18 protein-coding genes are annotated in these 21,942 nt (G+C 70.9%); 11 read left to right on the top strand and 7 right to left on the bottom strand.

Translation table 11 applies throughout. The features are described from left to right. Positions 1-353 precede the first annotated feature (353 nt). From ACZ6QQ_RS21120 to ACZ6QQ_RS21105, 4 genes are all read left to right on the top strand, one after another. Entirely contained in the window at positions 354-1,766 is a 1,413-nt protein-coding gene (locus tag ACZ6QQ_RS21120) for a PhoH family protein (RefSeq protein ID WP_465878235.1), read from the top strand. A gap of 285 nt (positions 1,767-2,051) precedes the next feature. Then, positions 2,052-2,738 (top strand): aggregation-promoting factor C-terminal-like domain-containing protein, encoded by a 687-nt coding sequence (locus tag ACZ6QQ_RS21115; RefSeq protein ID WP_465878233.1) that lies wholly within the window; start codon positions 2,052-2,054, stop codon positions 2,736-2,738. Positions 2,739-2,842: 104 nt separating this feature from the next. Next, on the top strand, positions 2,843-3,493 hold the full coding sequence (locus ACZ6QQ_RS21110) for a rhomboid family intramembrane serine protease (RefSeq protein ID WP_465878231.1): 651 nt from the start codon (positions 2,843-2,845) through the stop codon (positions 3,491-3,493). A 127-nt stretch (positions 3,494-3,620) separates the two neighbouring features. Further along, a complete protein-coding gene (locus ACZ6QQ_RS21105; RefSeq protein WP_465878229.1) occupies positions 3,621-4,589 on the top strand; it encodes an NAD(P)/FAD-dependent oxidoreductase in 969 nt (322 codons plus the stop codon). A 72-nt stretch (positions 4,590-4,661) separates the two neighbouring features. Here the strand turns inward: ACZ6QQ_RS21105 and ACZ6QQ_RS21100 are convergent, their stop codons facing one another. Together ACZ6QQ_RS21100 and glpX are read right to left on the bottom strand one after the other, a co-directional pair. Then, the gene (locus ACZ6QQ_RS21100; RefSeq protein WP_465878227.1) at positions 4,662-5,654 is read right to left on the bottom strand and encodes a DMT family transporter; all 993 of its coding nucleotides are present in this window, start codon (positions 5,652-5,654) and stop codon (positions 4,662-4,664) included. Next, positions 5,651-6,682: a class II fructose-bisphosphatase gene (gene glpX, locus ACZ6QQ_RS21095; RefSeq protein WP_465878224.1), complete on the bottom strand. Its 1,032-nt coding sequence runs from the start codon at positions 6,680-6,682 to the stop codon at positions 5,651-5,653. The genes ACZ6QQ_RS21100 and glpX overlap by 4 nt, the downstream gene beginning before the upstream one ends. A 158-nt stretch (positions 6,683-6,840) precedes the next feature. On the opposite strand from glpX, the gene ACZ6QQ_RS21090 reads away from it, so the two are divergent. The 3 genes from ACZ6QQ_RS21090 to ACZ6QQ_RS21080 all read left to right on the top strand — a co-directional run bounded on the left by ACZ6QQ_RS21090 (position 6,841) and on the right by ACZ6QQ_RS21080 (position 9,368). Next, positions 6,841-7,518 carry a DUF4245 domain-containing protein gene (locus ACZ6QQ_RS21090; RefSeq protein ID WP_465878222.1) on the top strand — a complete coding sequence of 226 codons (678 nt, stop codon included), beginning with the start codon at positions 6,841-6,843 and terminating at the stop codon, positions 7,516-7,518. Positions 7,519-7,587: 69 nt separating this feature from the next. Then, entirely contained in the window at positions 7,588-8,253 is a 666-nt protein-coding gene (locus ACZ6QQ_RS21085; RefSeq protein WP_465878219.1) for a GntR family transcriptional regulator, read from the top strand. 308 nt (positions 8,254-8,561) lie between these two features. Then, a complete protein-coding gene (locus ACZ6QQ_RS21080; protein WP_465878218.1) occupies positions 8,562-9,368 on the top strand; it encodes a hypothetical protein in 807 nt (268 codons plus the stop codon). 71 nt (positions 9,369-9,439) lie between these two features. Here ACZ6QQ_RS21080 and ACZ6QQ_RS21075 read toward each other — a convergent pair whose 3' ends face one another. Beyond that, complete coding sequence (locus tag ACZ6QQ_RS21075) at positions 9,440-9,679, bottom strand: exodeoxyribonuclease VII small subunit (RefSeq protein ID WP_465878216.1); 240 nt, start codon at positions 9,677-9,679, stop codon at positions 9,440-9,442. Between the two features lie 85 nt (positions 9,680-9,764). Continuing rightward, positions 9,765-10,985, bottom strand: a complete 1,221-nt coding sequence (xseA, locus tag ACZ6QQ_RS21070) for an exodeoxyribonuclease VII large subunit (protein ID WP_465878214.1) — start codon at positions 10,983-10,985, stop codon at positions 9,765-9,767. Between the two features lie 121 nt (positions 10,986-11,106). Here xseA and ACZ6QQ_RS21065 point away from each other — a divergent pair, with 121 nt between their 5' ends. Further along, positions 11,107-12,108: a 4-hydroxy-3-methylbut-2-enyl diphosphate reductase gene (locus tag ACZ6QQ_RS21065; RefSeq protein WP_465878212.1), complete on the top strand. Its 1,002-nt coding sequence runs from the start codon at positions 11,107-11,109 to the stop codon at positions 12,106-12,108. A 127-nt stretch (positions 12,109-12,235) separates the two neighbouring features. Continuing rightward, a complete protein-coding gene (locus ACZ6QQ_RS21060; protein WP_465878211.1) occupies positions 12,236-12,685 on the top strand; it encodes a hypothetical protein in 450 nt (149 codons plus the stop codon). An 85-nt stretch (positions 12,686-12,770) separates the two neighbouring features. Here the strand turns inward: ACZ6QQ_RS21060 and ACZ6QQ_RS21055 are convergent, their stop codons facing one another. Then, a complete protein-coding gene (locus tag ACZ6QQ_RS21055; RefSeq protein ID WP_465878209.1) occupies positions 12,771-16,028 on the bottom strand; it encodes a S8 family serine peptidase in 3,258 nt (1,085 codons plus the stop codon). Between the two features lie 155 nt (positions 16,029-16,183). Then, complete coding sequence (locus tag ACZ6QQ_RS21050; RefSeq protein WP_465878406.1) at positions 16,184-17,359, bottom strand: DNA recombination protein RmuC; 1,176 nt, start codon at positions 17,357-17,359, stop codon at positions 16,184-16,186. 79 nt (positions 17,360-17,438) lie between these two features. Between ACZ6QQ_RS21050 and ACZ6QQ_RS21045 the strand changes: the two genes are divergently transcribed. Beyond that, positions 17,439-18,311, top strand: a complete 873-nt coding sequence (locus ACZ6QQ_RS21045) for a hypothetical protein (RefSeq protein WP_465878207.1) — start codon at positions 17,439-17,441, stop codon at positions 18,309-18,311. Between the two features lie 185 nt (positions 18,312-18,496). Beyond that, positions 18,497-19,147: a hypothetical protein gene (locus ACZ6QQ_RS21040; protein WP_465878205.1), complete on the top strand. Its 651-nt coding sequence runs from the start codon at positions 18,497-18,499 to the stop codon at positions 19,145-19,147. Positions 19,148-19,228: 81 nt separating this feature from the next. Here ACZ6QQ_RS21040 and valS read toward each other — a convergent pair whose 3' ends face one another. Beyond that, positions 19,229-21,811, bottom strand: coding sequence for a valine--tRNA ligase (gene valS / locus ACZ6QQ_RS21035; RefSeq protein WP_465878202.1), 2,583 nt, complete (start codon positions 21,809-21,811; stop codon positions 19,229-19,231). Between the last annotated feature and the right edge of the window lie 131 nt (positions 21,812-21,942).

Raw genomic sequence — 21,942 nt, 5'->3', positions numbered from 1 at the left:
GTCTGCCCCCCCCCCCCCTCCCTCCCCCCCCGCCCCCTCCCCCCCCCCCCCCCCTCCCCCCCCCCCCCCCCCCCCCCCCCCCCCCCCCCCCCCCCCCCCCCCGACGGGCTTCCCGATCTCGTCCGGCGCCGGTGGCGACGGGTCGGCGGGCTATGGCGAGTTGCATTCCGCATGCCCTAGCCGCTGCGCCGTCGGGCAGCTAGCGTCTAGGCATGGCGAGGGGTCATCCCACGCCAGCCGGCCGGCCCGGACTCTGCGTACTGATCCATGGGGCCCGCATCCGACCCCGTGGTTCCGGGCACCGGACGAGGCGGAACGCGGGTGGACCGGGTGCACGCCCGCCGGAGCAGCCTGTGACGACTCGCCGTACCAACTCCAGGGCCGACCAGAACCCGGGCGCGACTGTCGCGACCGGCCGTGCGAAGGGCGGACGGAGGGCCACCACGGCCCCGGCCGCCGGTCTGGAGCCCGCACCAACCGGCCGTGCCTACGTTCTGGACACCTCGGTGTTGCTCTCCGACCCGGCCGCGTTCCACCGGTTCGCCGAGCACGAGGTCGTGCTCCCGCTCGTGGTGATCTCCGAGCTGGAGGGAAAGCGACACCATCCGGAGCTGGGCTGGTTCGCCCGCCAGGCCCTGCGCATGCTCGACGAACTGCGGATCAAGCACGGTCGACTGGACCAGCCGGTGCCGACGAACGACGTGGGTGGCACCCTGCGGGTCGAGCTGAACCACGCCGACGACTCGGTGCTCCCGCCCGGTTTCCGCAACGAGTCCAACGACACCCGGATCCTCTCGGTCGCGCTCAACCTGGCCGCCGAGGGTCGCGAGGTCATCCTGGTCAGCAAGGACATGCCGCTGCGGGTCAAGGCTGCCTCGGTCGGCCTCACCGCCGACGAGTACCGGCACGGCCAGGCCAGCGACCCGACCTGGACCGGCATGGCCGAGCTGGAGCTGGGGGAGGAGCAGATAAACCAGCTGTACGCCGGTGACCCGCTGGACCTGGACGAGGCGGCCGGCATGCCGTGCCACACCGGCCTGGTGCTGCACTCGCCCCGGGGCTCGGCACTGGGCCGGACCGCCCCGGACAAGACCGTACGGCTGGTGCGGGGCGACCGGGAGGCGTTCGGGCTGCGGGGCCGGTCGGCGGAGCAGCGGATCGCGCTGGACCTGCTGCTCGACGAGTCGATCGGGATCATCTCGCTCGGTGGCCGGGCCGGCACCGGCAAGTCCGCGCTGGCGCTCTGCGCCGGGCTGGAGGCGGTGATGGAGCGGCGCCGGCACAAGAAGGTGATCGTGTTCCGCCCGCTCTACGCGGTCGGTGGGCAGGAGTTGGGCTACCTGCCGGGGTCGGAGTCGGAGAAGATGTCGCCGTGGGCGCAGGCGGTCTTCGACACCCTCGGCGCGGTGGTGCACGACAACGTGATGGACGAGGTGCTCGCCCGGGGGATGCTGGAGGTGCTCCCGCTCACCCACATCCGGGGCCGGAGCCTGCACGACGCCTTCGTCATCGTGGACGAGGCGCAGTCGCTGGAGCGCGGCGTCCTGCTCACCGTGCTGTCGCGGGTGGGCCAGGGGTCCAGGGTGGTGCTCACCCACGACGTCGCCCAGCGCGACAACCTCCGGGTCGGCCGGCACGACGGGGTGACGGCGGTGATCGAGGCGCTCAAGGGGCATCCGCTCTTCGCGCACGTCACGCTGACCCGGTCGGAGCGGTCGCCGATCGCCGAGGTGGTCACCGATCTGCTGGAGGACATCCCGTTGTGACGTGCCTGACCGGGGCCTTTGTCCTAGTTTAGGGCTAAAATTTGAGTGGCCCAGGTCACAATCATGGTTGTTGGTTTCCCAGCCGACTCACTGTGCGCAATGGTGTGCTTCGAGCAACTCCTGTCCCGGGGACATCGGTAATGATCGGTATTCCGAGGGACAAACGGTACGGATGACCACGAGTCCTCCGGCCCGGAGATCCGACGGATCGGAGCTGCCCGCGGCGCAGACGCCGGCCCCGGCCGGATGCGCGCTCGTCCTTGTCCCCGACGAAGGGATCACTTCGTGAGTCGGCTGTGGAGCCGCTACGGCGTCCGGACACTCGCGGTCTCACTGCTGGTGGTGGGCGTCACCGGCGGATATTTCCTGGGCCAGGACCGGGAAACCCAGCAGGTCGGCATCAACGCCCAACTCGTCGCCGATGCCGAGCGCGCGGAGTTCCAGTTGATGCGTGAGCGCAACGCCGCGCACAAACAGGCGATGGCGGCCCAGGTGGCCGCCGAGCGGGAGGCCACCCGCAAGGCGGCGGAGACCGCGAAGGCAGCCGCCGAGCGGGCGCGCAAGGCCGATGCGGCGGCGGACCGGAAGAAGCGGGAAGCCAAGGCGGCCAGTGCGGCGGCCAACGCACCGGTCAAGCCGTACACCGGGCCGATCCCGGACTCCTGCAACGAGTACAGCGGCAACCGCGCGATCGGCTGCGCGCTGATGCTGGACGCGGGCTTCCCGCTGGCCGAGATGCCCTGCCTGGAAAAGCTCTGGACCAAGGAGAGCGGCTGGAACCCCAAGGCCGCCAACCCCTCCGGCGCGTACGGCATCCCGCAGGCCAAGCCCGGCAGCAAGATGAGCAGTGCCGGCGCGGACTGGCAGAACAGTGCCGCCACCCAGATCAAGTGGGGCCTGGGCTACATCAAGGGTCGGTACAGCACGCCCTGTGGGGCCTGGTCGTTCTTCCAGAACAAGGGCTACTACTGAGCCGCGACCGGCAGTGACGTCGAAGGGGTACGAACCGCAGGGTTCGTACCCCTAACGTCCGAGTCGGGTGGCGGTTGCCGGCGATAGCTGATAGCTACTTGAGGGTGACATTCGATTCCCGTAGCGGCGGCGACCCGTACCGGTTCGGCACCGACGCCTTCTACGCGTCCCTCGGCCGCGCGTTCGTGGCCATGTGCGCGGCCGTGCCGGTGCTCTTCGCCATCGAGGGGATCGACTACTGGCTGGGCATGGGGCTGGACGCGACGGCCGGGATCATCCCGCACCGGATCGACGGCCTGGACGGCGTCTTCTTCGCGCCGTTCCTGCACCACGGCTTCAACCACCTCTACAGCAACAGCGTGCCGCTGATCCTGCTCGGTACGTTCGTGCTCGCCGCCGGGGCCCGCCGGTTCCTCTACTCCACCCTGGTGATCATCATCGTCAGCGGGCTGGGGGTGTGGTTCACCGGATCGGCGAACTCGGTCGTGGTCGGTGCCAGCGGGGTGATCTTCGGTTACCTGGGGCTGCTGATCATGCGCGGCATCGTCGAGCGGAGCTGGTGGAACTTCGGGGTGGTCCTGCTGGTCGGGCTCCTCTACGGCGGACAGTTGTTCGGCGTACTGCCGACCGACGAGCCGATCTCCTGGCAGGGGCACCTGTTCGGTCTGATCGGCGGGCTGGTGGCGGCGATCCTGTTCCGGCGCCGACCGCAGCGCGACCCCTACTCGTCCGAGTCGACGCTGAGTTTTCCCTGACCAGCCGGGCGTGGAGCCCGCCGACGGGCGCACCCGGAATGGGATGTGTCTTGCCTCGGCCTCGCCCGGCCGCCTACGGTCGAAATCAGCAGATGTTGATCCGTAGGCGGAAGGCGACGGTGAGCACATGCGTGAGGTCGATGTCGCCATAATCGGGGCCGGTCCGACCGGTCTCTTCGCCGCCTACTACGCCGGCTTCCGGGGGCTGTCCGTCGCGCTCATCGACGCGTTGCCCGAGCCCGGTGGGCAGGTCACCGCGATGTACCCGGAGAAGGTCATCTACGACGTGGCGGGTTTCCCGTCGATCAAGGGCCGGGACCTGGTGGCCAACCTGGTGGTGCAGGCCGCCGCGTTCAACCCCGAGTACCTGCTCGGCGTACGGGCCGAGAAGCTGTCGTACCAGGCGGACCGGCCGGTGCTGGGCCTGAGCGACGGGACCGTGCTGCACTGCGGGTCGGTGCTGATCACCGGTGGCCTGGGCAGCTTCACGCCCCGGCCACTGCCGGCGGCGGACAGTTTCGTCGGCGACGGCATCGTGTTCTTCGTACCGCACCTGGCCGATCTGGCCGGCCACGACGTGTTGATCATCGGCGGTGGGGACTCGGCCTTCGACTGGGCGCTGGCGCTGGCGCCACTGGCCGAGTCGATCACCCTGGTGCACCGGCGGGACAAGTTCCGGGCACACGCCGCGACCGTGGACCGGGTACGCAAGCTGCCGGTGCGGATCGTCACCAACGCCGAGGTAACCAAGATCCACGGCGACGGTACGGTCACCGGCGCGGAGATCCTGGTCAAGGGCGGGACGGCCGAGACGGTGCCGGTCAACACCGTGGTGGCGGCACTCGGCTTCACCGCCGACCTCGGGCCGCTCGCCGAGTGGGGGCTGGCGCTGGACAAGCGGCACATCCTGGTCGACAGCACCATGCTGACCAACCTGCCGAGGGTCTTCGCCGCCGGTGACATCACCGAATATCCGGGCAAGGTCCGACTGATCGCCACCGGGTTCGGTGAGGCGGCCACCGCCGTCAACAACGCCGCCGTCGTGATCGACCCGGCCGCCCACCTGTTCCCCGGTCACTCCTCCGACGCCGGCTGACCCCCCGAGCCCCGCCGCTGAAGGACGCGCTCGCGCTCCGGGGATGATCACGTCCGGGTCCGCCGGCTCGGCCTAACCGTCCGGAGCGGCCCGTACGGTCCGGTCCCGGCGGCCGGCGACCACCACCGCGAGCAGCGTGAGTACGGCACCGAGCACGGTGAACGCCCCCGGCCGGGCGGCGGCGCCGGGGGCGGCCAGGTCGATCAGCACCGCACCGACCACCTGCCCCGCGATCGTCGCCAGGCTGAGCAGCAGGACCCCGGTGAACCGGACCAGGGCGGCGGCGACCGCGATGAACAGGATTCCGATCGGGCCGCCGAGATAGAGCCACGGCTGCGCAGGCAGCGCGCCGGACGGCCAACCCCGCAACGCGAGGCTGACCGCGAACGCGGCGAACAGCGCCGTCGCGCCGACCACGAAGTTGACGAACGTCGCGGTCAGCACGCTGCCCGAGGCGGCCCGGACCCGCCCGTTGACCGCCTGCTGCCAGGCGAGGCCCAGACCGGCCAGGGCCGGCAGCAGGGCCAGCAGCAGCCCGGCCGGGTCGTCCGGACGGTCACCGACGGCAAGGAACACCGCCGGTACGGTGAGTGCCGCCCCGGCGAGCCGGGCCGGGGTGACCCGTTGCCGGCCGCCCGGCCCGATGCCCGCCCGGTCGACCACCAGGCTGCTCGCCGACTGCCCGGCGACCACCGCGACGGTGAAGACCGCCACCCCGAGCCGGCCGACGGTCAGTCCCTGGTTCGCCACCATGAACGCGCCACAGGCGCCGCCGAGGCACTGCCACGGCCGCAGTGAGCCCTCCCGCAGGGCGGACCGGAACACCCCGAGGTGCCGCCGCCCGGCCGGGCTGGCGAAGACCAGCGCGGTGAGCACGACCAGGCCGAGGCCGAACGAGACCACTGCGGCGGCGATGCCGTCGTGCAGCCGTACGCCGAGTTCGCCGTTGATCCGCGACTGCACCGCGACGGCGCTGCCGGAGACGACGGCGAGCACGACGGCGCCGGCCCGGCGGCGGGTGTTCGGGGCGGGTGGTGCGGCGGTACGCGTGTCGAGCAGGCTCATTCCTGCTCGGCCAGGGGGCGGCCGTCGTAGTCGACGGCCGAGTAGAGGTTGAGCTTCTCCAGCCGGTGGTAGGAGTCGATCACGCGGATCGTGCCGCTCTTGGAGCGCATCACGATCGACTGCGTGTACGCCCCACCGGAGCGGTAGCTGACCCCGCGCAGCAGGTCGCCGGAGGTGACCCCGGTCGCGACGAAGAAGCAGTTGTCCCCGGTGACCAGGTCGTCGGTGAACAGCACCCGGTCGAGGTCGTGCCCGGCGGCCAGCGCCTTGGCCCGCTCCTCGTCGTCGCGCGGCCAGAGCTTCGCCTGCATCGCCCCGCCCATGCACTTGAGTGCGCACGCGGCGGTGATGCCCTCGGGGGTGCCGCCGATTCCCATCAGCACGTCGACCCCGGACTCGCCCCGGGCGGCGGCGATGGCACCGGCGATGTCGCCGTCGGAGATGAACCGGATCCCCGCGCCGACCCGGCGGATCTCCCGGATCAGCCCGTCGTGCCGGGGCCGGTCGAGGACGCAGACAGTGACGTCGGACACGTCGGTGTCCTTGATCTCGGCGATCCGGCGCAGGTTGTCGGCCACCCCGGCGTTGATGTCGATCACGTCGGCGTACGCCGGGCCGACCGCGATCTTCTCCATGTAGAAGACCGCGCTCGGGTCGAACATGGCGCCCCGTTCGGCCACCGCGAGTACGGCCAGCGCGTTCGGCATGCCCTTGCTCATCAGCGTGGTGCCGTCGACGGGGTCGACCGCGACGTCGACCTCCGGGCCGGTTCCGTCGCCCACCACCTCGCCGTTGAACAGCATCGGGGCGTTGTCCTTCTCGCCCTCGCCGATCACCACCACCCCGCGCATCGGGATCGAGTTGATCAGCTTGCGCATGGCGTCGACGGCCGCGCCGTCGCCGCCCTCCTTGTCGCCCCGACCGACCCACCGGCCGGCGGCCATCGCCGCGGCCTCGGTCACCCGGACCAGGTCCAGGGCGAGGTTACGGTCCAGGTCCTGGGGGATTCGAGTCCTGGTGACGGTCATGGCGGGGCTCCTCCTCGCGACGGTGCGGGGTGAACCGGCAGAAGGCCGAGCCTGCCGCCGGCCATGTCATAGATCCTGGCACGGGTCCGAACGTTGATCAGGTTCGGGGCGCGGGTGGTCCGGGTCGCGGCGGCCGGAGCGGCTGCCAAGATGGGTACGTGGACTCCGCTGCGCCTACCGACCGTGACTCGTTCGACGGCACCCCGACCGACCGTACCCAGAGTGACCGCGCGCCGGGCGGGCTCGGGTCAAGTGACCGCACTCCGAGTGACCAGTATCGGGCCGATCCGGCCGACCGGGCCACGGAAGAGGTTGTGGCGGCCGCCACCCGTTCCGAGCGGTCGCCGAAGGACATGGCGATCTCGCTGCTCGTCCTGCTGATCCCGATCGCGTTGCTGATCGGGTTCTACCGGGTCTTCCTCGGAGGCGACCAGGCGGCCGAGATCGACCCGTCACCGACCGTCGCGCAGGCCCGCTCGATCAACGCGTTCCCGGTCAGCGAGCCGACCGGGCTCGCCGACGGCTGGCGCAGCGTGACCGCCACCCTCCAGCGGCCGGAGGGCTCGGTGACTCTGCGGCTGGGCTACCTGAGCCCGGACGGCGGCGGCGTCCAGGTGGTGCAGAGCAACGTACCGGCGGAGCGGCTGCTGCCGACGGAGCTGACCGACCGGGGTCAGCCGCAGGGCCCGACCGAGGTCGGCGGGCGGAGCTGGCAGACCTACACGGCACGGGCGGGGGAGCGGGCCCTGGTGCTGATGGAGCCGGGACGAACGGTGATCGTGGTCGGTTCCGCCCGCGAGAGCGAGTTGCGCGACCTGGCCGGGTCACTGCGCTAGCCGGCGCCCCGGCCGGTCCGGAAAACCGGGTCGGGGGCAGATCGGGTCGGGAATGGCAGACTCATCAGGGTGAGCGACGTGGCCGCATCGCCGGTGGATGGTGAGCTGGAAAGCTTCAGCCTGGTGGAGTTGGCCGTGCTGCGGCTGAGTCGCGAGATCCTGAGCGGCAAGAGCGATCCGGGCCAGCGGCTGGTCGAGGAGCAGCTGACCCGGCGGCTGGGGATCAGCCGGGCACCGCTGCGGGAGGCGCTGAGGCTGCTGGCCCAGCAGGGGCTGGTCGAGCACGTGCCGCGCCGGGGGGCCAGGGTCGCCACCCTGTCCGACCGTGACGTGGCCGAGCTGTACGCCGTACGGGACGTGCTGGAGCGGCACGCGGTCACCTCGGCACTGCCGCTGGCCAGGGAGAGTGACCTGACCGGGCTGCGGGACGCGATCGAGCGGATGCGTACGGCGACCGCGTCCGGGGACCGGCTGGGCGTGGCGGAGGCGCACCGGGCGTTCCACGTGGCGGTGGTCGCGCTCGCCGGCAACCGGCAGCTCACCGTGATCTACGAGTCGATCCTGGTCCGGTTGCAGCTCTACATGGCGGTCAACCTGCGCCGGGAGTCGGAGAACGCGCAGCCGTCGGACGCCGTACGCCGGCACGAGCGGTTGCTCGGGGTGGTGGCGGCGGGGGATCCGGCGGCGGTGATCGCCGAGCTGGGCGCCCACGGCCCCCGCTCGTACCTCACCTGACAGTGAGGATGTAGGTGGGGTCACCCGGTCTGGTTTGACTCACCGCCTGACAGTGAAGCGCCACCAACATCGCCCCACCCTCACTCCGTTGATCTAGGGCAAATACGTGCTTGTTGATCTTTATCTGCCACCATTTGCCCTAGATCGCGGATGAGGGTGGGCGGCGGGTGTGGGGGTGGATTTATGTCAGAGCTGGGCTGGGCTTATGTAATAATTAAGGGTTCTCTGTCGGAGATGTCTAGGGGTTAGGGTACGGCGTTCAGTCAGCGGCGTGATCGACGCCGGAGACATCCTGAAGGGGATTTCACGTGAGAATTCGGCGCTCGACCGTCATCGTTCTCGTCAGCGCAGTTCTGCTCGTCCCCGGGCTCGCCGCGTGCGAGCCGGGGGGCGTCACGACCGCCGCCTCGCAGAGCCCGGCCACCTCCACCGACCCCAAGCAGGCCCTGCTCGCCTCCACCCTGGAGATCGCCAAGGGCAACTTCAGCTTCGCCATGAAGGGTGACCTCCTCGCCGGCGAGGGTGTGGTTCACCTGCCCAGCAACAGCGCGCGGGTGCAGTTGACCACCGGCGACGCCGACAGTGCGAGCTCCGTCCTGGCGATGGACATGATCTACATCGGCTCGGACAGCTGGATCAAAATCAAGGGTCAGGGGCTGGAGGCCGTGCCGGGGCTCGGACAACTCGCCAGCGGCAAGTACCACCACCTCGACAAGACCAGGATCAAGGGGATCGCCGCGCTGGACTTCGACTTCCAGGACGTCGACCCGGCCGGCGCGGCGCAACTCGTCCAGGCCGTCGTCGACGTACAGAAGGTCGGCACCGACACCTTCACCGGCACCATCGACCTGACCAAGGCGACCGATTCGCGACTGGTCGAACAGTCGATCGTCAAGAACCTCGGCCCGCAGGCGACCAAGCTGCCGTTCGAGGCGAAGGTCGACCCGCAGGGCCGCCTCGTCCAGCTGACCATCAAGGTCCCGGCGATCGGCCGGACGGCCGCGCAGGACCTCCGGGTCAGCTACGCCGACTACGGCACGGCCACCCCGCCGAGCGCCCCGCCGGCCGGCGAGGTCGTCGAAACGCCGGACTCGGTGTACGACCTGGTCAAGTAGGCCCGTACCGGGTGCTGACCGGTTCCATCCGACGGGGGCGGCCACCTGCCGTCCCCGTCGCGTACCGGCGATCAGGCGGGGCTGTTGCTCTCCCGGGCCCGCCGGGCGGCGTCGATCCGGTCGCGGGCGCCGTCCAACCAGCGCTGGCAGATCTCGGCCAGCCGCTCACCACGCTCCCAGAGCGCCAACGACTCCTCCAACGAGGTCCCGCCGGTCTCCAGCCGCTCGACCACCGACGCCAACTCGGCGCGGGCCTGCTCGTAACTGAGCCTCTCGTCCGGCGCGGCGGTCCGCTTCTTCTCGTCAGTCATGACTTCCCATCTCGGCAGGAGCAAAGCAGGTCACGGCAGGTGGCACCGGGTGACATCGGGGCACGGAGGATCGGCGGAGCACCGGTCAGCCGTTCACGGTGGCCGACAGCTCACCCTCGGCGAGGCGGATCCGGAGCAGGTCACCGTCGGCCACCTCGCCCGCCGCGCGTACGACCCGGCTGTCGGGGCGCTGCACGATGGCGTACCCCCGCTCCAGGGTCGCGGCGGGGGAGAGCGCCCGCAGCCGCGCCACGGTCTGGCGCAGCTCGCCGGTCGCGGTCCCCAGCCGGTGGTCCAGGCAGCGGCCGGCGCGGTCGCGCAGCGCCCCGAGATCGACCGCCCGCTGGTCGAGGATGACCTCCGGCCGGGCCAGCACCGGTCGGGAGCGGAGCCCGTCGAGCCGGTGCGACTCCCGGTCGAGTAGACCGCGTACGGCCCGGTCCAGCCGGTGCCGGGCCTGGCCGATGAGCCGCTGCTCCTCGCCGAGGTCGGGCACGATCCGCTTGGCGGCGTCGGTCGGCGTGGAGGCCCGCAGGTCAGCGACGTAGTCGACCAGGGGCGCGTCGCTCTCGTGCCCGATCGCGCTGACCACCGGCGTACGGCAGCCGAAGACCGCCCGGCACAGGGCCTCGTCGGAGAAGGGGAGCAGATCCTCCACCCCACCGCCACCCCGGGCGAGCACGATCACGTCGACGTTCTCGTCCGCGTCCAGCACCCGCAGCGCGTCGAGGATCTGCGGTACGGCGGTCGGCCCCTGGACCGCCACGTTGATGGTCCGGAACTCCACCGCCGGCCAGCGGCGCTGGGTGTTGAGCAGGACGTCCCGTTCCGCCGCCGAGGCCCGTCCGGTGATCAACCCGATCCGGTTCGGCAGGAACGGCAGGCGCCGCTTGCGGGCGCGGTCGAAGAGCCCCTCGGCGGCGAGCAGCTTCCTCAGCTTCTCCAGCCGGGCCAGCAACTCACCGAGCCCCACCTGGCGGATCTCGTCGGCGCGCAGGCTCAGCGTGCCGCGCCCGGCGTAGAACTCCGGTTTCGCGTGCAGGACCACCCGGGCGCCCTCGGCGAGCTCCGGCGCCCCGGCGTCGAGCACGTCCCGGCTGGCGGTGACGGTGAGGCTCAGATCGGCGGACGGGTCACGCAGGGTGAGGAAGACGGTGGCGGCGCCGGGGCGCCGACTGATCTGGGCGACCTGTCCGTCGACCCAGACCCAGCCCAGCTTGGCGATCCAGGCGCTCACCTTCTGGCTGACCACCCGGACCGGCCACGGCTCTTCGGGGGTGCTGCGTCCGGCGGCGGCCTCGGTCATCCGGTCAGCCTACGGCCGGGCGGGCCGAGCCCCACCCCGCCCCGCCCCACCACCCGGGCGCGCCGCGGGGTGCTGCGCCGGCCCGCTGCCCCGGCTCGGACGGGCACGTAGACTGAGCCCTGTGATCGAGGCTGAGGCGACTTCCCAGACCCGCAAGCGTGTGCTGCTGGCCAAGCCACGCGGTTACTGCGCCGGCGTCGACCGGGCGGTGCAGACCGTCGAGGAGGCACTCAAGCTCTACGGCGCGCCGATCTACGTACGCAAGCAGATCGTGCACAACAAGCACGTGGTCTCGACCCTGGAACGGCAGGGCGCGATCTTCGTCGAGGAGAACGACGAGGTGCCCGAGGGCGCCACCGTGATCTTCTCCGCGCACGGGGTCGCCCCGGAGGTGCACCAGCAGGCAAAGGACCGCTCGCTGCGGGCCATCGACGCCACCTGCCCGCTGGTCACCAAGGTGCACCACGAGGCCCGGCGGTTCGCCGCCGAGGATTACGACATCCTGCTGATCGGGCACGAGGGTCACGAGGAGGTCGTCGGTACGGCCGGCGAGGCGCCCGAGCACGTCCAGCTCGTCGACGGGCCGGACGGCGCCGACCAGGTGACCGTACGGGACCCGTCGAAGGTGGTCTGGCTCTCCCAGACCACGCTGTCGGTGGACGAGACGATGGAGACGGTCGCCCGGCTCAAGGCCCGGTTGCCGCTGCTCCAGTCGCCGCCCAGCGACGACATCTGCTACGCCACGTCGAACCGTCAGCACGTGGTCAAGCAGATCGCCGCCGACTGCGACGTGGTGATCGTGGTCGGCTCCCGCAACTCGTCCAACTCGATCCGGCTGGTCGAGGTCGCCGTCGACGCGGGTGCCCGCGCGGGTTACCTGGTCGACTACGCCTCGGAGATCTCCGACGAGTGGTTGACCGGCGCGACCACGGTGGGGCTGACCTCGGGGGCCAGCGTCCCGGAGGAGCTGGTCATGGAGGTGCTCGACCACCTCGCCGAGCGCGGCTTCGCCGACGTGTCCGAGATCACCACCGCCGACGAGCGGCTCACCTTCTCGCTGCCGCAGGAGCTCAAGCGCGACATGAAGGCCGCCGCGCTGGCCGCCAGCGCCGGCAACGCCTGACCGGGGTACGCGGGTGCCGGCCGACGCGTACGCGACGCGGACCGTACCGCGCCCCGCCGTGCACGCGACGCGGACCGGATCGTCCGCGCGGTGGAACGGGCCGGGATCCGGGAACGTCCCATCACCCATGAAGACGATCCGGATCGGATTCGCCGCGGTCGCCGCCTGCCTGGCACTCGGCGCCTGTGCGGAGTCCGGGAACGCCCCCTCGGTCAACCCGTCAGGAGGACCGTCGTTGTCATCCGTGAAGCCCAGTGACCCCAACGCCGAACCGCCACTGCCACCGGCCAACTCGACCGCGCCGGCCAGCCCGTCCCGGTCCGTGCCCAGAACTCCCACTCCGAGCAAGTCGCCCGCACCGCCCGCGACGGCCGGGGCACTGACCCTGACCGGCGTGATCGTGGCCGGGGTGGAACCGAACTGCCTGCTGCTCGACGGCTACCTGCTGCTGGGCGGCCCGAACCAGCAGTTGCGCAGCGGTGCGCGGGTGACGGTGACCGGTCGGGTGCAGCCCGGCATGATGACCACCTGCCAGCAGGGCACCCCGTTCATGGTGGAGAGCGTCAAGCCGGCCTGACCCGTCCCGCGCGACCATCGAAGCCGTACGCGTAGAGCCCGCCCCCAACCGGGGACGGGCTCTACGTTCTGGAGCCGTACGAGAGTTAGCTGACCGAGCCGATCGACACGTTGCCGCGGCCGACGACCGCGCCCTCGACGGTCACGACCTGGAACTCACCGAAGAGCTGCCGGCCGGCGGCCGGCGTACTCAGGGCGGTCACCGAGCCGGTGATGCCGGCGGTGGCGCCGGTCTTGGCCAGTGCCACCTCGGTACCGGAGGCCGCCACGTTGCCCAGTGCGGCCGAGTAGAACACGTCCCGGTAGTCGTACGCGGTGGTGCCGGCGGGTACGGAGTACCCGTCGATCTGGATCGTGTAGACCCCGGCGGCCGGGTTGACCAGTGACACCGATTCCTCGGAGTCACCATCGGCGGCCTGGCCGACGAGGGTGCCGTTGCGGTAGACGAACAGGTCCAGGTCGGCGGCGGGATCGCTGGTGTTGCCGATCACGGCGTTGAACCGGGTGGCACCGGACGGCACCGTCACCTCGAAGGACTGCGTCTCGTGGTGGCCGATGGTCGGACGCTCGGACACCGAGCTACCGAGCGGACCGCCCTGGCCGGTGACGGTGACCGGGCCGTAGGTGTTCGTCAGCGACCAGGTGACCGGGGTCGGCTGCCCGGCGACGGCGGTGGGCAGTTCGACCACGGCCGGCGTCACCGCGACACCCTGGATCCGGGCCCGCAGCGCGAACGGGTTCTCCAGCAGCGGAGACGTACGGCGGGACTCCACCTCGAACTCCCAGATACCCGGCAACGGGTTCTGGTACGACCGCTCGTCCGACTTGCAGGCCGCCTCGTCGGAGAAGTTGGTGAAGCACACCAGGCTCGACGTGCCCTCGATCGGAACGCCGTACGGGTTGATCGCGATGAACCGGGTCTGCGAACCGGGGGCGATCCCGCTCAGGTTTACCTGCAACGCCGGCGCGCCCTCGGGCACGGTGACGAAGAAGGACTTGGTGAGGTTGCGGTCGACCGTGCCGCTGGTGGCGAAGTCGAAGTTCGGCTTCGTCGGCACGTTGGAGACGACCACCGTGTTGAGGAAGGCGAAGTCGACGATCGACGTCGCCGGGTCGTCCACCTGCATGATCGCGCTGTGCGTGCCGAAGTCGGCGCGGGCCTCGATCGTGAAGGTCACCGTCCGGTTCAGCGGCAGGATCAGGTTCTTCGGTGCGTTGCGGAAGGTGCCGTCGTTGCCGACCCAGCGGACCGTGTGCTTGATGTCCTTCTTGGGCCCGGTGGTACGGGTGACCTTGACGGTGTAGTTCTTCGCCACGTTCGGCCGCTGGCCGCCCTCGGTCACCGCGCACCGGTTGTAGATCCCGGCGCCCTTGTCCGGCGTCGCCAGGAAGTCGGAAAGCGGGGTGCAGACCGGAGCGCTGGCCTCGTAGCCGCGAACCTCGAAGCCACCGGACAGCAGGTCCCAGGCACCCGGCACGTTGAACAGGCCGTTGCCCTGGCCCTGCGCGCTGATCCCGTCGATCCAGGTCGCGGAGGAGTAGATCGCCTTACGGAGCTTGGCCGGGGAGGCGTCCTTGCCGGTGGCCTTGGCCGCCGAGAGCAGCAGCGCGGCCGCGCCGGCCGCCTGCGGCGAGGACATCGAGGTGCCGTTGAGCATCTGGATGCCCGGCGGGAGCTGGTAGCCGGCCTCGGCGACCGGGATGCCCGGCTGCCACACCGGCGTGGTCGACAGCGCCGAACCCGGTGCGGTGATCTCCGGCTTGAACGCGCCGTCCTCACGCGGTCCACGCGAGGAGAAGTAGAACAGCTGGTACGGCGTACGGGTCACCGAGCCGTAGTTGGCCAGGTAGGTCTCCTGGCTGATGCCGGCGGCCACGCTGACCACGTCGGTCGCGGTGGACGGGTCGCCGAGGGTGTTCACGCCCGGGCCGTCGTTGCCGGCCGAGATGAACAGCTGCACGCCGTAGTCCTGGATCAGCCGGCTGTAGAGCTGGGCGCGGGCGTTGTTGCCGTCGTTCAGGGCCGGCAGGCCACCGATCGACATGTTGACCACGTCGACGCCGCGGTTGACGACCAGGTCGACCATGCCGTCGGTGAGCGCGGCTGCGGTGCAGCCGCCGCCCCAGGAGCAGGCGCGGGCGGAGACCAGCTTGGCGCCGGGGGCAGCGCCGTCGAAGTTGGCGTAGCCGAGCATGTTGTTGGCTGCGGTGATGCCGGCGACGTGCGAGCCGTGCTCGTCCTCGATGATGCCGATGTTGACGAAGTCGGCGACACCGGGCAGCCCGGCGGGGGTGACGTCGACGTCCTCGCGGTACTCGACGACGAACGGGATCTGGTCGCGGACGGCGGTGGCCGGGTTGTCGGTACCGAAGTGCCCGACGTCGTAGCGCTCGCCGTACGGCCGCATGACCGGGTCGTCGTTGAAGTCGCGGTTCTGGTTGGCGTCGACCCGGATGTCGTGGCTCACCGGGTCGTAGAGGACACCGAACGCGTCGGTGGTGTCGCCGTCCCGGTTCACGTCACCGCCGGGGGAACTGCCCGCGGTGATGTTCTCCGAGAACCGGTTGATCTTGTACGTGCCGGCCGGCGCGGTCCAGCTGGTCCCGCCGTAGTTGAAGGCCGGACCGGTCACCTCGGTCAGCATGGCCCGCCAGGTGCCGTCACCGTCGAACACCGGATCGGTGGCGGTGAACCAGTCGACGATCTTGCGTTCGCCGGTGGAGGTGGTCTGCAACGCGGGGTTGTCCAGGTCGACGCCGGAGTCCATGATGCCGATGGTCACCCCCCGGCCGTCCCACTCGGGGTGCGCCTGCTTGAAGGCGACCGCGCCGGTCTCGCCGGTCGGCATGTACGGGTTGACCGCGGCGATGTCCGCGCTCGGCCCGCTCGCCGTCACCGCTGCCTTGGTGCCCGCCTTGACGGGCTCCGGCTGCGGGAGCTGGATCGTCTCGTTCAGGTCCAGTGCGGCGACGCCGGGCAGCTTGGCGGCCTTGAGTACCGCGCTGGTGGGGATACGGGCGCGGACGTAGCCGACGCCGTCCTCCTGCTTGCCGATGATGCCGCCGAGCTTCTTCAGCTCCGCCGCGACATCCTTGGCCTCACCCTTGTCCGTTGCCACGATGACCGTGACGTCCCGCTCACGGTTGGCCTCGGCCTTCGCGAGCAGTTCATGGTCATGGGAACCCAACGTGTCCGTGGGGGTCCCCTTGAGAACGTCGGCTTCGGTCGACGGGTTGGCGCTGGCGGTGGTGACACCACCCGTCAGTGTCATGGCGCCCGCCGCCACGACTGACGCGAGGAGACCGGCGGAGGTACGCCGACTCCAGGTGCGGGGTTTGCTCACGTTCTCTTCCTCCAGAGAACAGGGCCCTTAGAAACAGGGCACGTGTGAGCGCATCCTTCGCGTCAGCAGGGATCCTGTCACTACCCCTGAGATCGTTGTGACCAGCCCGTGATATTGATCGAATCGTATTCGAATATTCGTATGCTACGATCCAACTACTCTGTGTGAGTTTTGTGCTGGTCGTTATCGGTCAGCTCCGGTGCCTGCAGTTGGCGGGTGGTCAGCTCGACCTGTGCCGGCGTGGCCAACTCCTCACCGGACACCCCAAGGTCGGCCAGCTTTCGCGCGCTGACCAACACCCGGGACTCCAGCGATCCGACGGCACGGTTGTAAGCGGTCACCGCCCCACCCAGCGAATTCCCGAGCTTGGCCACGTGTTCACCCAGAGTGGACAGTCGTCCGTAGAGTTCCCTGGCCAGCTCGTGCACCGCCACCGCGTTGCGGGCGAGCGCCTCCTGTCGCCAGGCATAGGCCACCGTACGGAGCAGGGCGACCAGGGTGGCCGGCGTCGCCAGCACGATGTTGCGGGTGAAGGCGTGCTCCAGCAGGGTCGGATCCCGCTGCAACGCGACGTCCAGGAACGGGTCGGCCGGCACGAACAGGACCACGAACTCCGGCGTCTGCGCGAACGCCGACCAGTACGCCTTCGCCGACAGCGCGTCCACGTGCGCCCGCAGGTGCCGGGCGTGGTTGTCCAGGTGCGCGTCCCGTCCCCGTTCGTCCCGCGCCTCCATCGCGGTCAGGTACGCCTCGAACGGCGCCTTCGCGTCCACCACCACCGACCGGCCACCGTGCAGCCGGACCACCAGGTCGGGGCGGACCACCCGGTCCTCCACGGTCGAGGTGACCTGCTCGGCGAAGTCGCAGTGCTCCAGCAGCCCGGCCGCCTCGACGATCCGGCGCAGCTGGTGCTCCCCCCACCGGCCCCGGACCTGGGGCGCCCGCAAGGCCGCCACCAGCTGCTTGGTCTCGGTACGCAGCTCGCCGGAGACCGCACCCATCGAGCGCACCTGCTCGCGCAGCTCGGAGTACGCGTCGACCCGGTCGCGTTCCAGCTCGTTCACCTGCCGCTCGTAGCGGCGCAGCGACTCGTGCAGCGGCGCCACCGCACGGGACACCGCCTCCTGGGACTGCGCGGTGGCCTCGTAGGAGAGCGCCCGCATCGACTGCTCCAGCCGTTGCTCCCCGTCCCGGGTAGCCCGCAGGGTGGCGTCCAACCGGGCGATGTCAGCCGCCGAGCGGGCACGGGCGGCGAGCCAGCCCAGTGCGCCGCCGGCACCGAGACAGACGATCACCACGAGCACCGTCGACAGTCCCACGCCGCTGAGCATGCCAAACGCGTACGACACCGGTGTGACCTGGATCGCCGGAAAGGCGGGCGGGTTGGTCGGCGGAGCTACCGTCGTACCCATGGTATGGCTCTTGGTTCTGCTCGTTCTGCTGGTCGGGGGCGTCACCTGGTGGCGCCGGGAGACCGGTGCCCGACAGGCGCGCGAGTTGGCCGACGCGCGGGCCGACGCGCTGCGCTGGTACGAGCGACTGGGCGGTCAGGTGCTCGGACTGCGGGGCGACGAGCCGGCGATCCGGCAGGCGCTCAGCGACGCCGGGGAGCGCTACAACGCGGCCGGCGGCCAACTCCAGCAGGCCCACAGCATGAAGCAGTACGAGCTGGCCCGGGAGACCGCGCTGGAGGGGCTGGCGTACGTCCGCGCGGCCCGGACCGCACTCGGTCTCGACCCCGGCCCGGAGCTGCCGCCGCTGGCCGCCGCCCGGGGTGCCGGCTCGCTGACCCGCGAGCGTGAGGTCAACGTCCAGGGGCAGACATTCCGGGCCGGCCCGCAGCCGGGTGCCGGCACGCCGTACTACTACCCGGGTGGTCGCTACCAGGGCCGGCCGGTGCCGTCGGGCTGGTACTCGACGCCCTGGTGGAAGACCGGCCTGGCGGCCGGGGCGGGTGTGATCGGCGGCATGCTGATCGCCGACGCGCTCTTCTCGCCCGCGTTCGCCGACCCCGGTTACGGCTACGACGCCGGTTACCAGGAGGGATTTACCGACGGCGCGGACTACGACAACGGCGCCGACCCCGGTGCCGGTGGGGACGGCGGTGCCGGTGACGCCGGCTACACCGACGTCGGCTACACCGGCGGTGCCGACTACAGCGCCGCCGACTACCCCGCCGACTCCGGCTTCGGCACCCCCGATTCCAACGACTGGTCCAACGGCGGCGACTGGAGCGGCGGCGACTGGGGCGGCGGCGGCGACTTCGGCGGCGGCGACTTCTGACCCCACCCCACCCCACCCCACCCCACCCCACCCGAATCTGTTGTTGATCATGAAGTTAGCGCCCCTCCAAGGCGCCCGAAGGTGCACTAACTTCATGATCAACGGGGTGGTGGGGGTTAGCCCGTCCGGGGATGGTAGGGCTGGCGGGATGGTTTGTGGGCTTGTCAGGGGGCAGAGTCGGCGAGGTGAGTACAGACATCCGTACCGTGACGTCGGGTCGGCCGGGAGTGGCGGCGAGCTGGTTGGGGAGCGTGGCGGTGGCCGCGCTCGCCGTGGCGGCGGTCACCGTGACCGCCCAGTCGGTTGATCGGTTCCACTGGTGGGCCGGTTTCGTGCTGGTACCCGGAGCGCTGATCGCCGCGAGCGGCGGGCCACTGCTGCTGCGGGGCGGCGGGCGGGCGTTCGGCGGCTACCTGGTCGCCTGCATCGGCGTACTGGTCTTCACGGTGGGCGCGCTGCTCATGTTCGGTGCCATGGGGCAGGGCTGGCCGTTGATGATCATCCTGCCGTCGTTCGCCGTCGCCGGCACGTACGGCTGGCACCCGGTGCACCCGCTGGCCCGCGCCGCCCACCGTACGGTCGCCATGCTGGCGCTCGGCGGGGTGGCGCTCGGGGTCACGTTCCTGCTGCTCCGGGCCGGTCGGGTCGACTTCGGCGGGACCGACTGGTGGGGCGGCTTCATGATGCTCGCCGGCGTGATCGTCTTCCTGAACGCGGTCGAGCTGACCCGGCACCGGATCCCGTACCGGTTGCAGGCGATCACCCTGCTGCTCGGACCAGCGGTGATCACGTTCCTGCTCGGCCTGCGCTTCCTGCGCGGCGACTGGCCCTACTGACCCCGGCCCTACTGACCCTGCCCGACGGCCCTGCCGACCCCCGCCGGAACGCGGAGAGAGTCGGCAGGGCCGGCCGCACGGTCAGAAGGCGCAGGCGATCACCAGCTCGGGGGCGCGGTCGGGCAGGAAGTCGAGCTTCGCGATCCGGCCGGCCGCCCGCAGGTCGTCGCCGACCAGGGCCAGTTGCTCCAGCGCCTCGGCCGGGCCGAGCGCCTCGGCCAGCGGCACGTCGGTCCGCATCGACAGCTTCCGGTCCGACTTGGCCCGGCGTACCTGGGTCAGCGCCGCTCCGGCGAGCCGGAGCAGCTCCGGATCGCCGTCGGCCGCCACCGAGCCGAGCTCGTACGTCGTCGGCCACGGCGCCTGGTGCACCGAGCCGTACCGCCACCAGGACCAGACCTCCTCGGTGACGTACGGCAGGAACGGGGCGAACAGGCGCAGTTGGACCGAGAGGGCGGTGGCCAGGGCGGCCCGTGCCGAGTCGGCGGCCGGACCGGAGCCGTACGCCCGTTCCTTCACCAACTCGATGTAGTCGTCGCAGAAGGTCCAGAAGAAGGACTCGGTGGCCTGGAGGGCGGCCGTGTGGTCGTACGCGTCGAAGGCGGACGTGGCGGTGCCGACGACCGTGCGCAGCCCGGCCAGCATGGCCCGGTCCAACGGCTCGGTGACCTCGGCCCGCAGCGCGTCGGCGGCGCCCAGCCCGAGCGCGAACTTGGACGCGTTGAGCAGCTTGGTGGCGAGCCGCCGGCCGACCTTGATCTGGGCCGGGTCGAACGCCAGATCGGTGCCGGGACGCCCGTTCGCCGCCCAGTAGCGCACCGCGTCGGCGCCGCTTTCCTCCAGCAGGGCCATCGGGGTGACGACGTTCCCCTTGGACTTGGACATCTTCTTCCGGTCGGGGTCGAGGATCCAGCCGGAGAGCACCGCGTCCCGCCAGGGCAGCACGCCGTGCTCCAGGTGCGCCCGGACCACGGAGGAGAACAACCAGGTACGGATGATCTCCTGGCCCTGTGGCCGCAGGTCCATCGGGAAGACCCGGTCGAACAGGTCCGGATCGGTTTCCCAACCGCCGACGATCTGCGGGCTGAGTGAGGAGGTGGCCCACGTGTCCATGACGTCCGGGTCTGCGGCGAAACCGCCCGGCTTGCCGCGCTGTGCCTCGTCGTAGCCGGCCGGCGTCTCGCTCGATGGGTCGATAGGGAGCGCGGACTCGTCCGGCGTGAGAGGGTGGCGGTAGTCCGGCTCGCCAGCGTCGTCGAGCCGGTACCAGACCGGGATCGGCACCCCGAAGAAGCGCTGCCGGCTGACCAGCCAGTCACCGGTGAGGCCGCCCACCCAGTGCTCGTACCGGTGCCGCATGTGTTCCGGCACCCAGTGGAGTTCACCGCCCCGGGCCAGCAACTCGGCCCGCAGCTCGGCATCCCGGCCACCGTTGCGCAGGTACCACTGCCGGCTGGAAATGATCTCCAACGGGCTGTCGCCGCGCTCGTAGAACTTCACCGGGTGGGTGACCGGCCTCGGCTCGCCGACCAGGTCACCGGAGGCGGTCAGCAGGGCGACCAGCTCGCGTCGGGCCGCGTTCACCGTCCTGCCGGCCAGCGGCTGGTAGCGCACCGGGTCGACCCCGTCCGGCGGCTCGGGCAGCAGCCGTCCGGTGCGCCCGATCACCACGCGGGTGTCCAGGTGCAGATCCCGCCACCAGGTCACGTCGGTCAGGTCGCCGAAGGTGCAGACCATCACCAGGCCGGTGCCCTTGGCCGGGTCGGCCAGCGAATGCGCGTGCACCGGCACCTCGACCCCGAAGACCGGTGACCGTACGGTGCCGCCGACCAGGTGGGCGTACCGCTCGTCGTCCGGGTGGCAGACCAGCGCCACGCAGGCCGGCAGCAGCTCCGGCCGGGTCGTGTCGATCTCCACGTGGCCGTCGGCCACCGCCCCGGTGCCGTCGGCCACCAACGCGAAGCGGAGCCGGTGGTACGCCCCCGACCGCTCCCGGTCCTCCAACTCCGCCTGGGCGACCGCGGTGGCGAACCCGACGTCCCAGAGCGTCGGAGCCTCGGCCTGGTACGCCTCGCCCCGGGCCAGGTTGCGCAGGAACGCCCGCTGCGAGGTGGCGCGGGCGTGCGCGCCGATCGTCGTGTACGTCAGCGACCAGTCCACCGACAACCCGAGCCGCCGCCACAGCGCCTCGAAGACCTGCTCGTCCTCACCGGTGAGCTTCTCGCACAACTCCACGAAGTTGCGCCGCGAGATCGGGATCGGGTTCTTCCGCGCGTCGGCGGTGATCGGCGGCGTCGGCGGCTGCCAGTCCGGGTCGTACGGCAGCGTCGGTTCGCAGCTGACGCCGTACACGTTCTGCACCCGACGCTCGGTGGGCAGGCCGTTGTCGTCCCAGCCCATCGGGTAGAAGACGGTCCGGCCGCGCATCCGCTGGAACCGGGCCACGGTGTCGGTGTGGGTGTACGAGAAGACGTGACCCATGTGCAGTTCGCCGGATACGGTCGGTGGCGGAGTGTCGATGGCATATACGCTCGCCCGCTCCTTGGAACGGTCGAACGCGTACGTGCCCTCCTCCTGCCAACGGCGCGACCAGGTCTCCTCAAGTCCGTCCAGGGTGGGACGCTCGGGGACACCGGCGCGCTGGTTCCTCGCCGTATCAGTCATGACCTCGATGCTACCGAGGCGGCGGATCCGACCGGGGCCGCAGATACCGACATCCGGGACGAAGGTCGGTCACCGGCGGTAACCGCCGGCCCGTCGGCCGTGCCCCGGCGGTCCGCCCTCCCGGCGGTCGC

It is taken from the genome of Micromonospora sp. NPDC049529, assembly GCF_055586685.1.
This window is presented reverse-complemented; position numbering and strand designations above follow the sequence as displayed.

What these genes read in the sequence shown, in the direction of transcription:
- ACZ6QQ_RS21105 (WP_465878229.1), top strand. Translation starts at nt 3,621, where the DNA reads ATGCGTGAGGTCGATGTCGCCATAATCGGGGCCGGTCCGACCGGTCTC.
- ACZ6QQ_RS21100 (WP_465878227.1), bottom strand. Translation starts at nt 5,654, where the DNA reads ATGAGCCTGCTCGACACGCGTACCGCCGCACCACCCGCCCCGAACACC.
- glpX (WP_465878224.1), bottom strand. Translation starts at nt 6,682, where the DNA reads ATGACCGTCACCAGGACTCGAATCCCCCAGGACCTGGACCGTAACCTC.
- ACZ6QQ_RS21075 (WP_465878216.1), bottom strand. Translation starts at nt 9,679, where the DNA reads ATGACTGACGAGAAGAAGCGGACCGCCGCGCCGGACGAGAGGCTCAGT.
- xseA (WP_465878214.1), bottom strand. Translation starts at nt 10,985, where the DNA reads ATGACCGAGGCCGCCGCCGGACGCAGCACCCCCGAAGAGCCGTGGCCG.
- ACZ6QQ_RS21060 (WP_465878211.1), top strand. Translation starts at nt 12,236, where the DNA reads ATGAAGACGATCCGGATCGGATTCGCCGCGGTCGCCGCCTGCCTGGCA.
- ACZ6QQ_RS21050 (WP_465878406.1), bottom strand. Translation starts at nt 17,359, where the DNA reads ATGCTCAGCGGCGTGGGACTGTCGACGGTGCTCGTGGTGATCGTCTGT.
- ACZ6QQ_RS21045 (WP_465878207.1), top strand. Translation starts at nt 17,439, where the DNA reads ATGGTATGGCTCTTGGTTCTGCTCGTTCTGCTGGTCGGGGGCGTCACC.
- valS (WP_465878202.1), bottom strand. Translation starts at nt 21,811, where the DNA reads ATGACTGATACGGCGAGGAACCAGCGCGCCGGTGTCCCCGAGCGTCCC.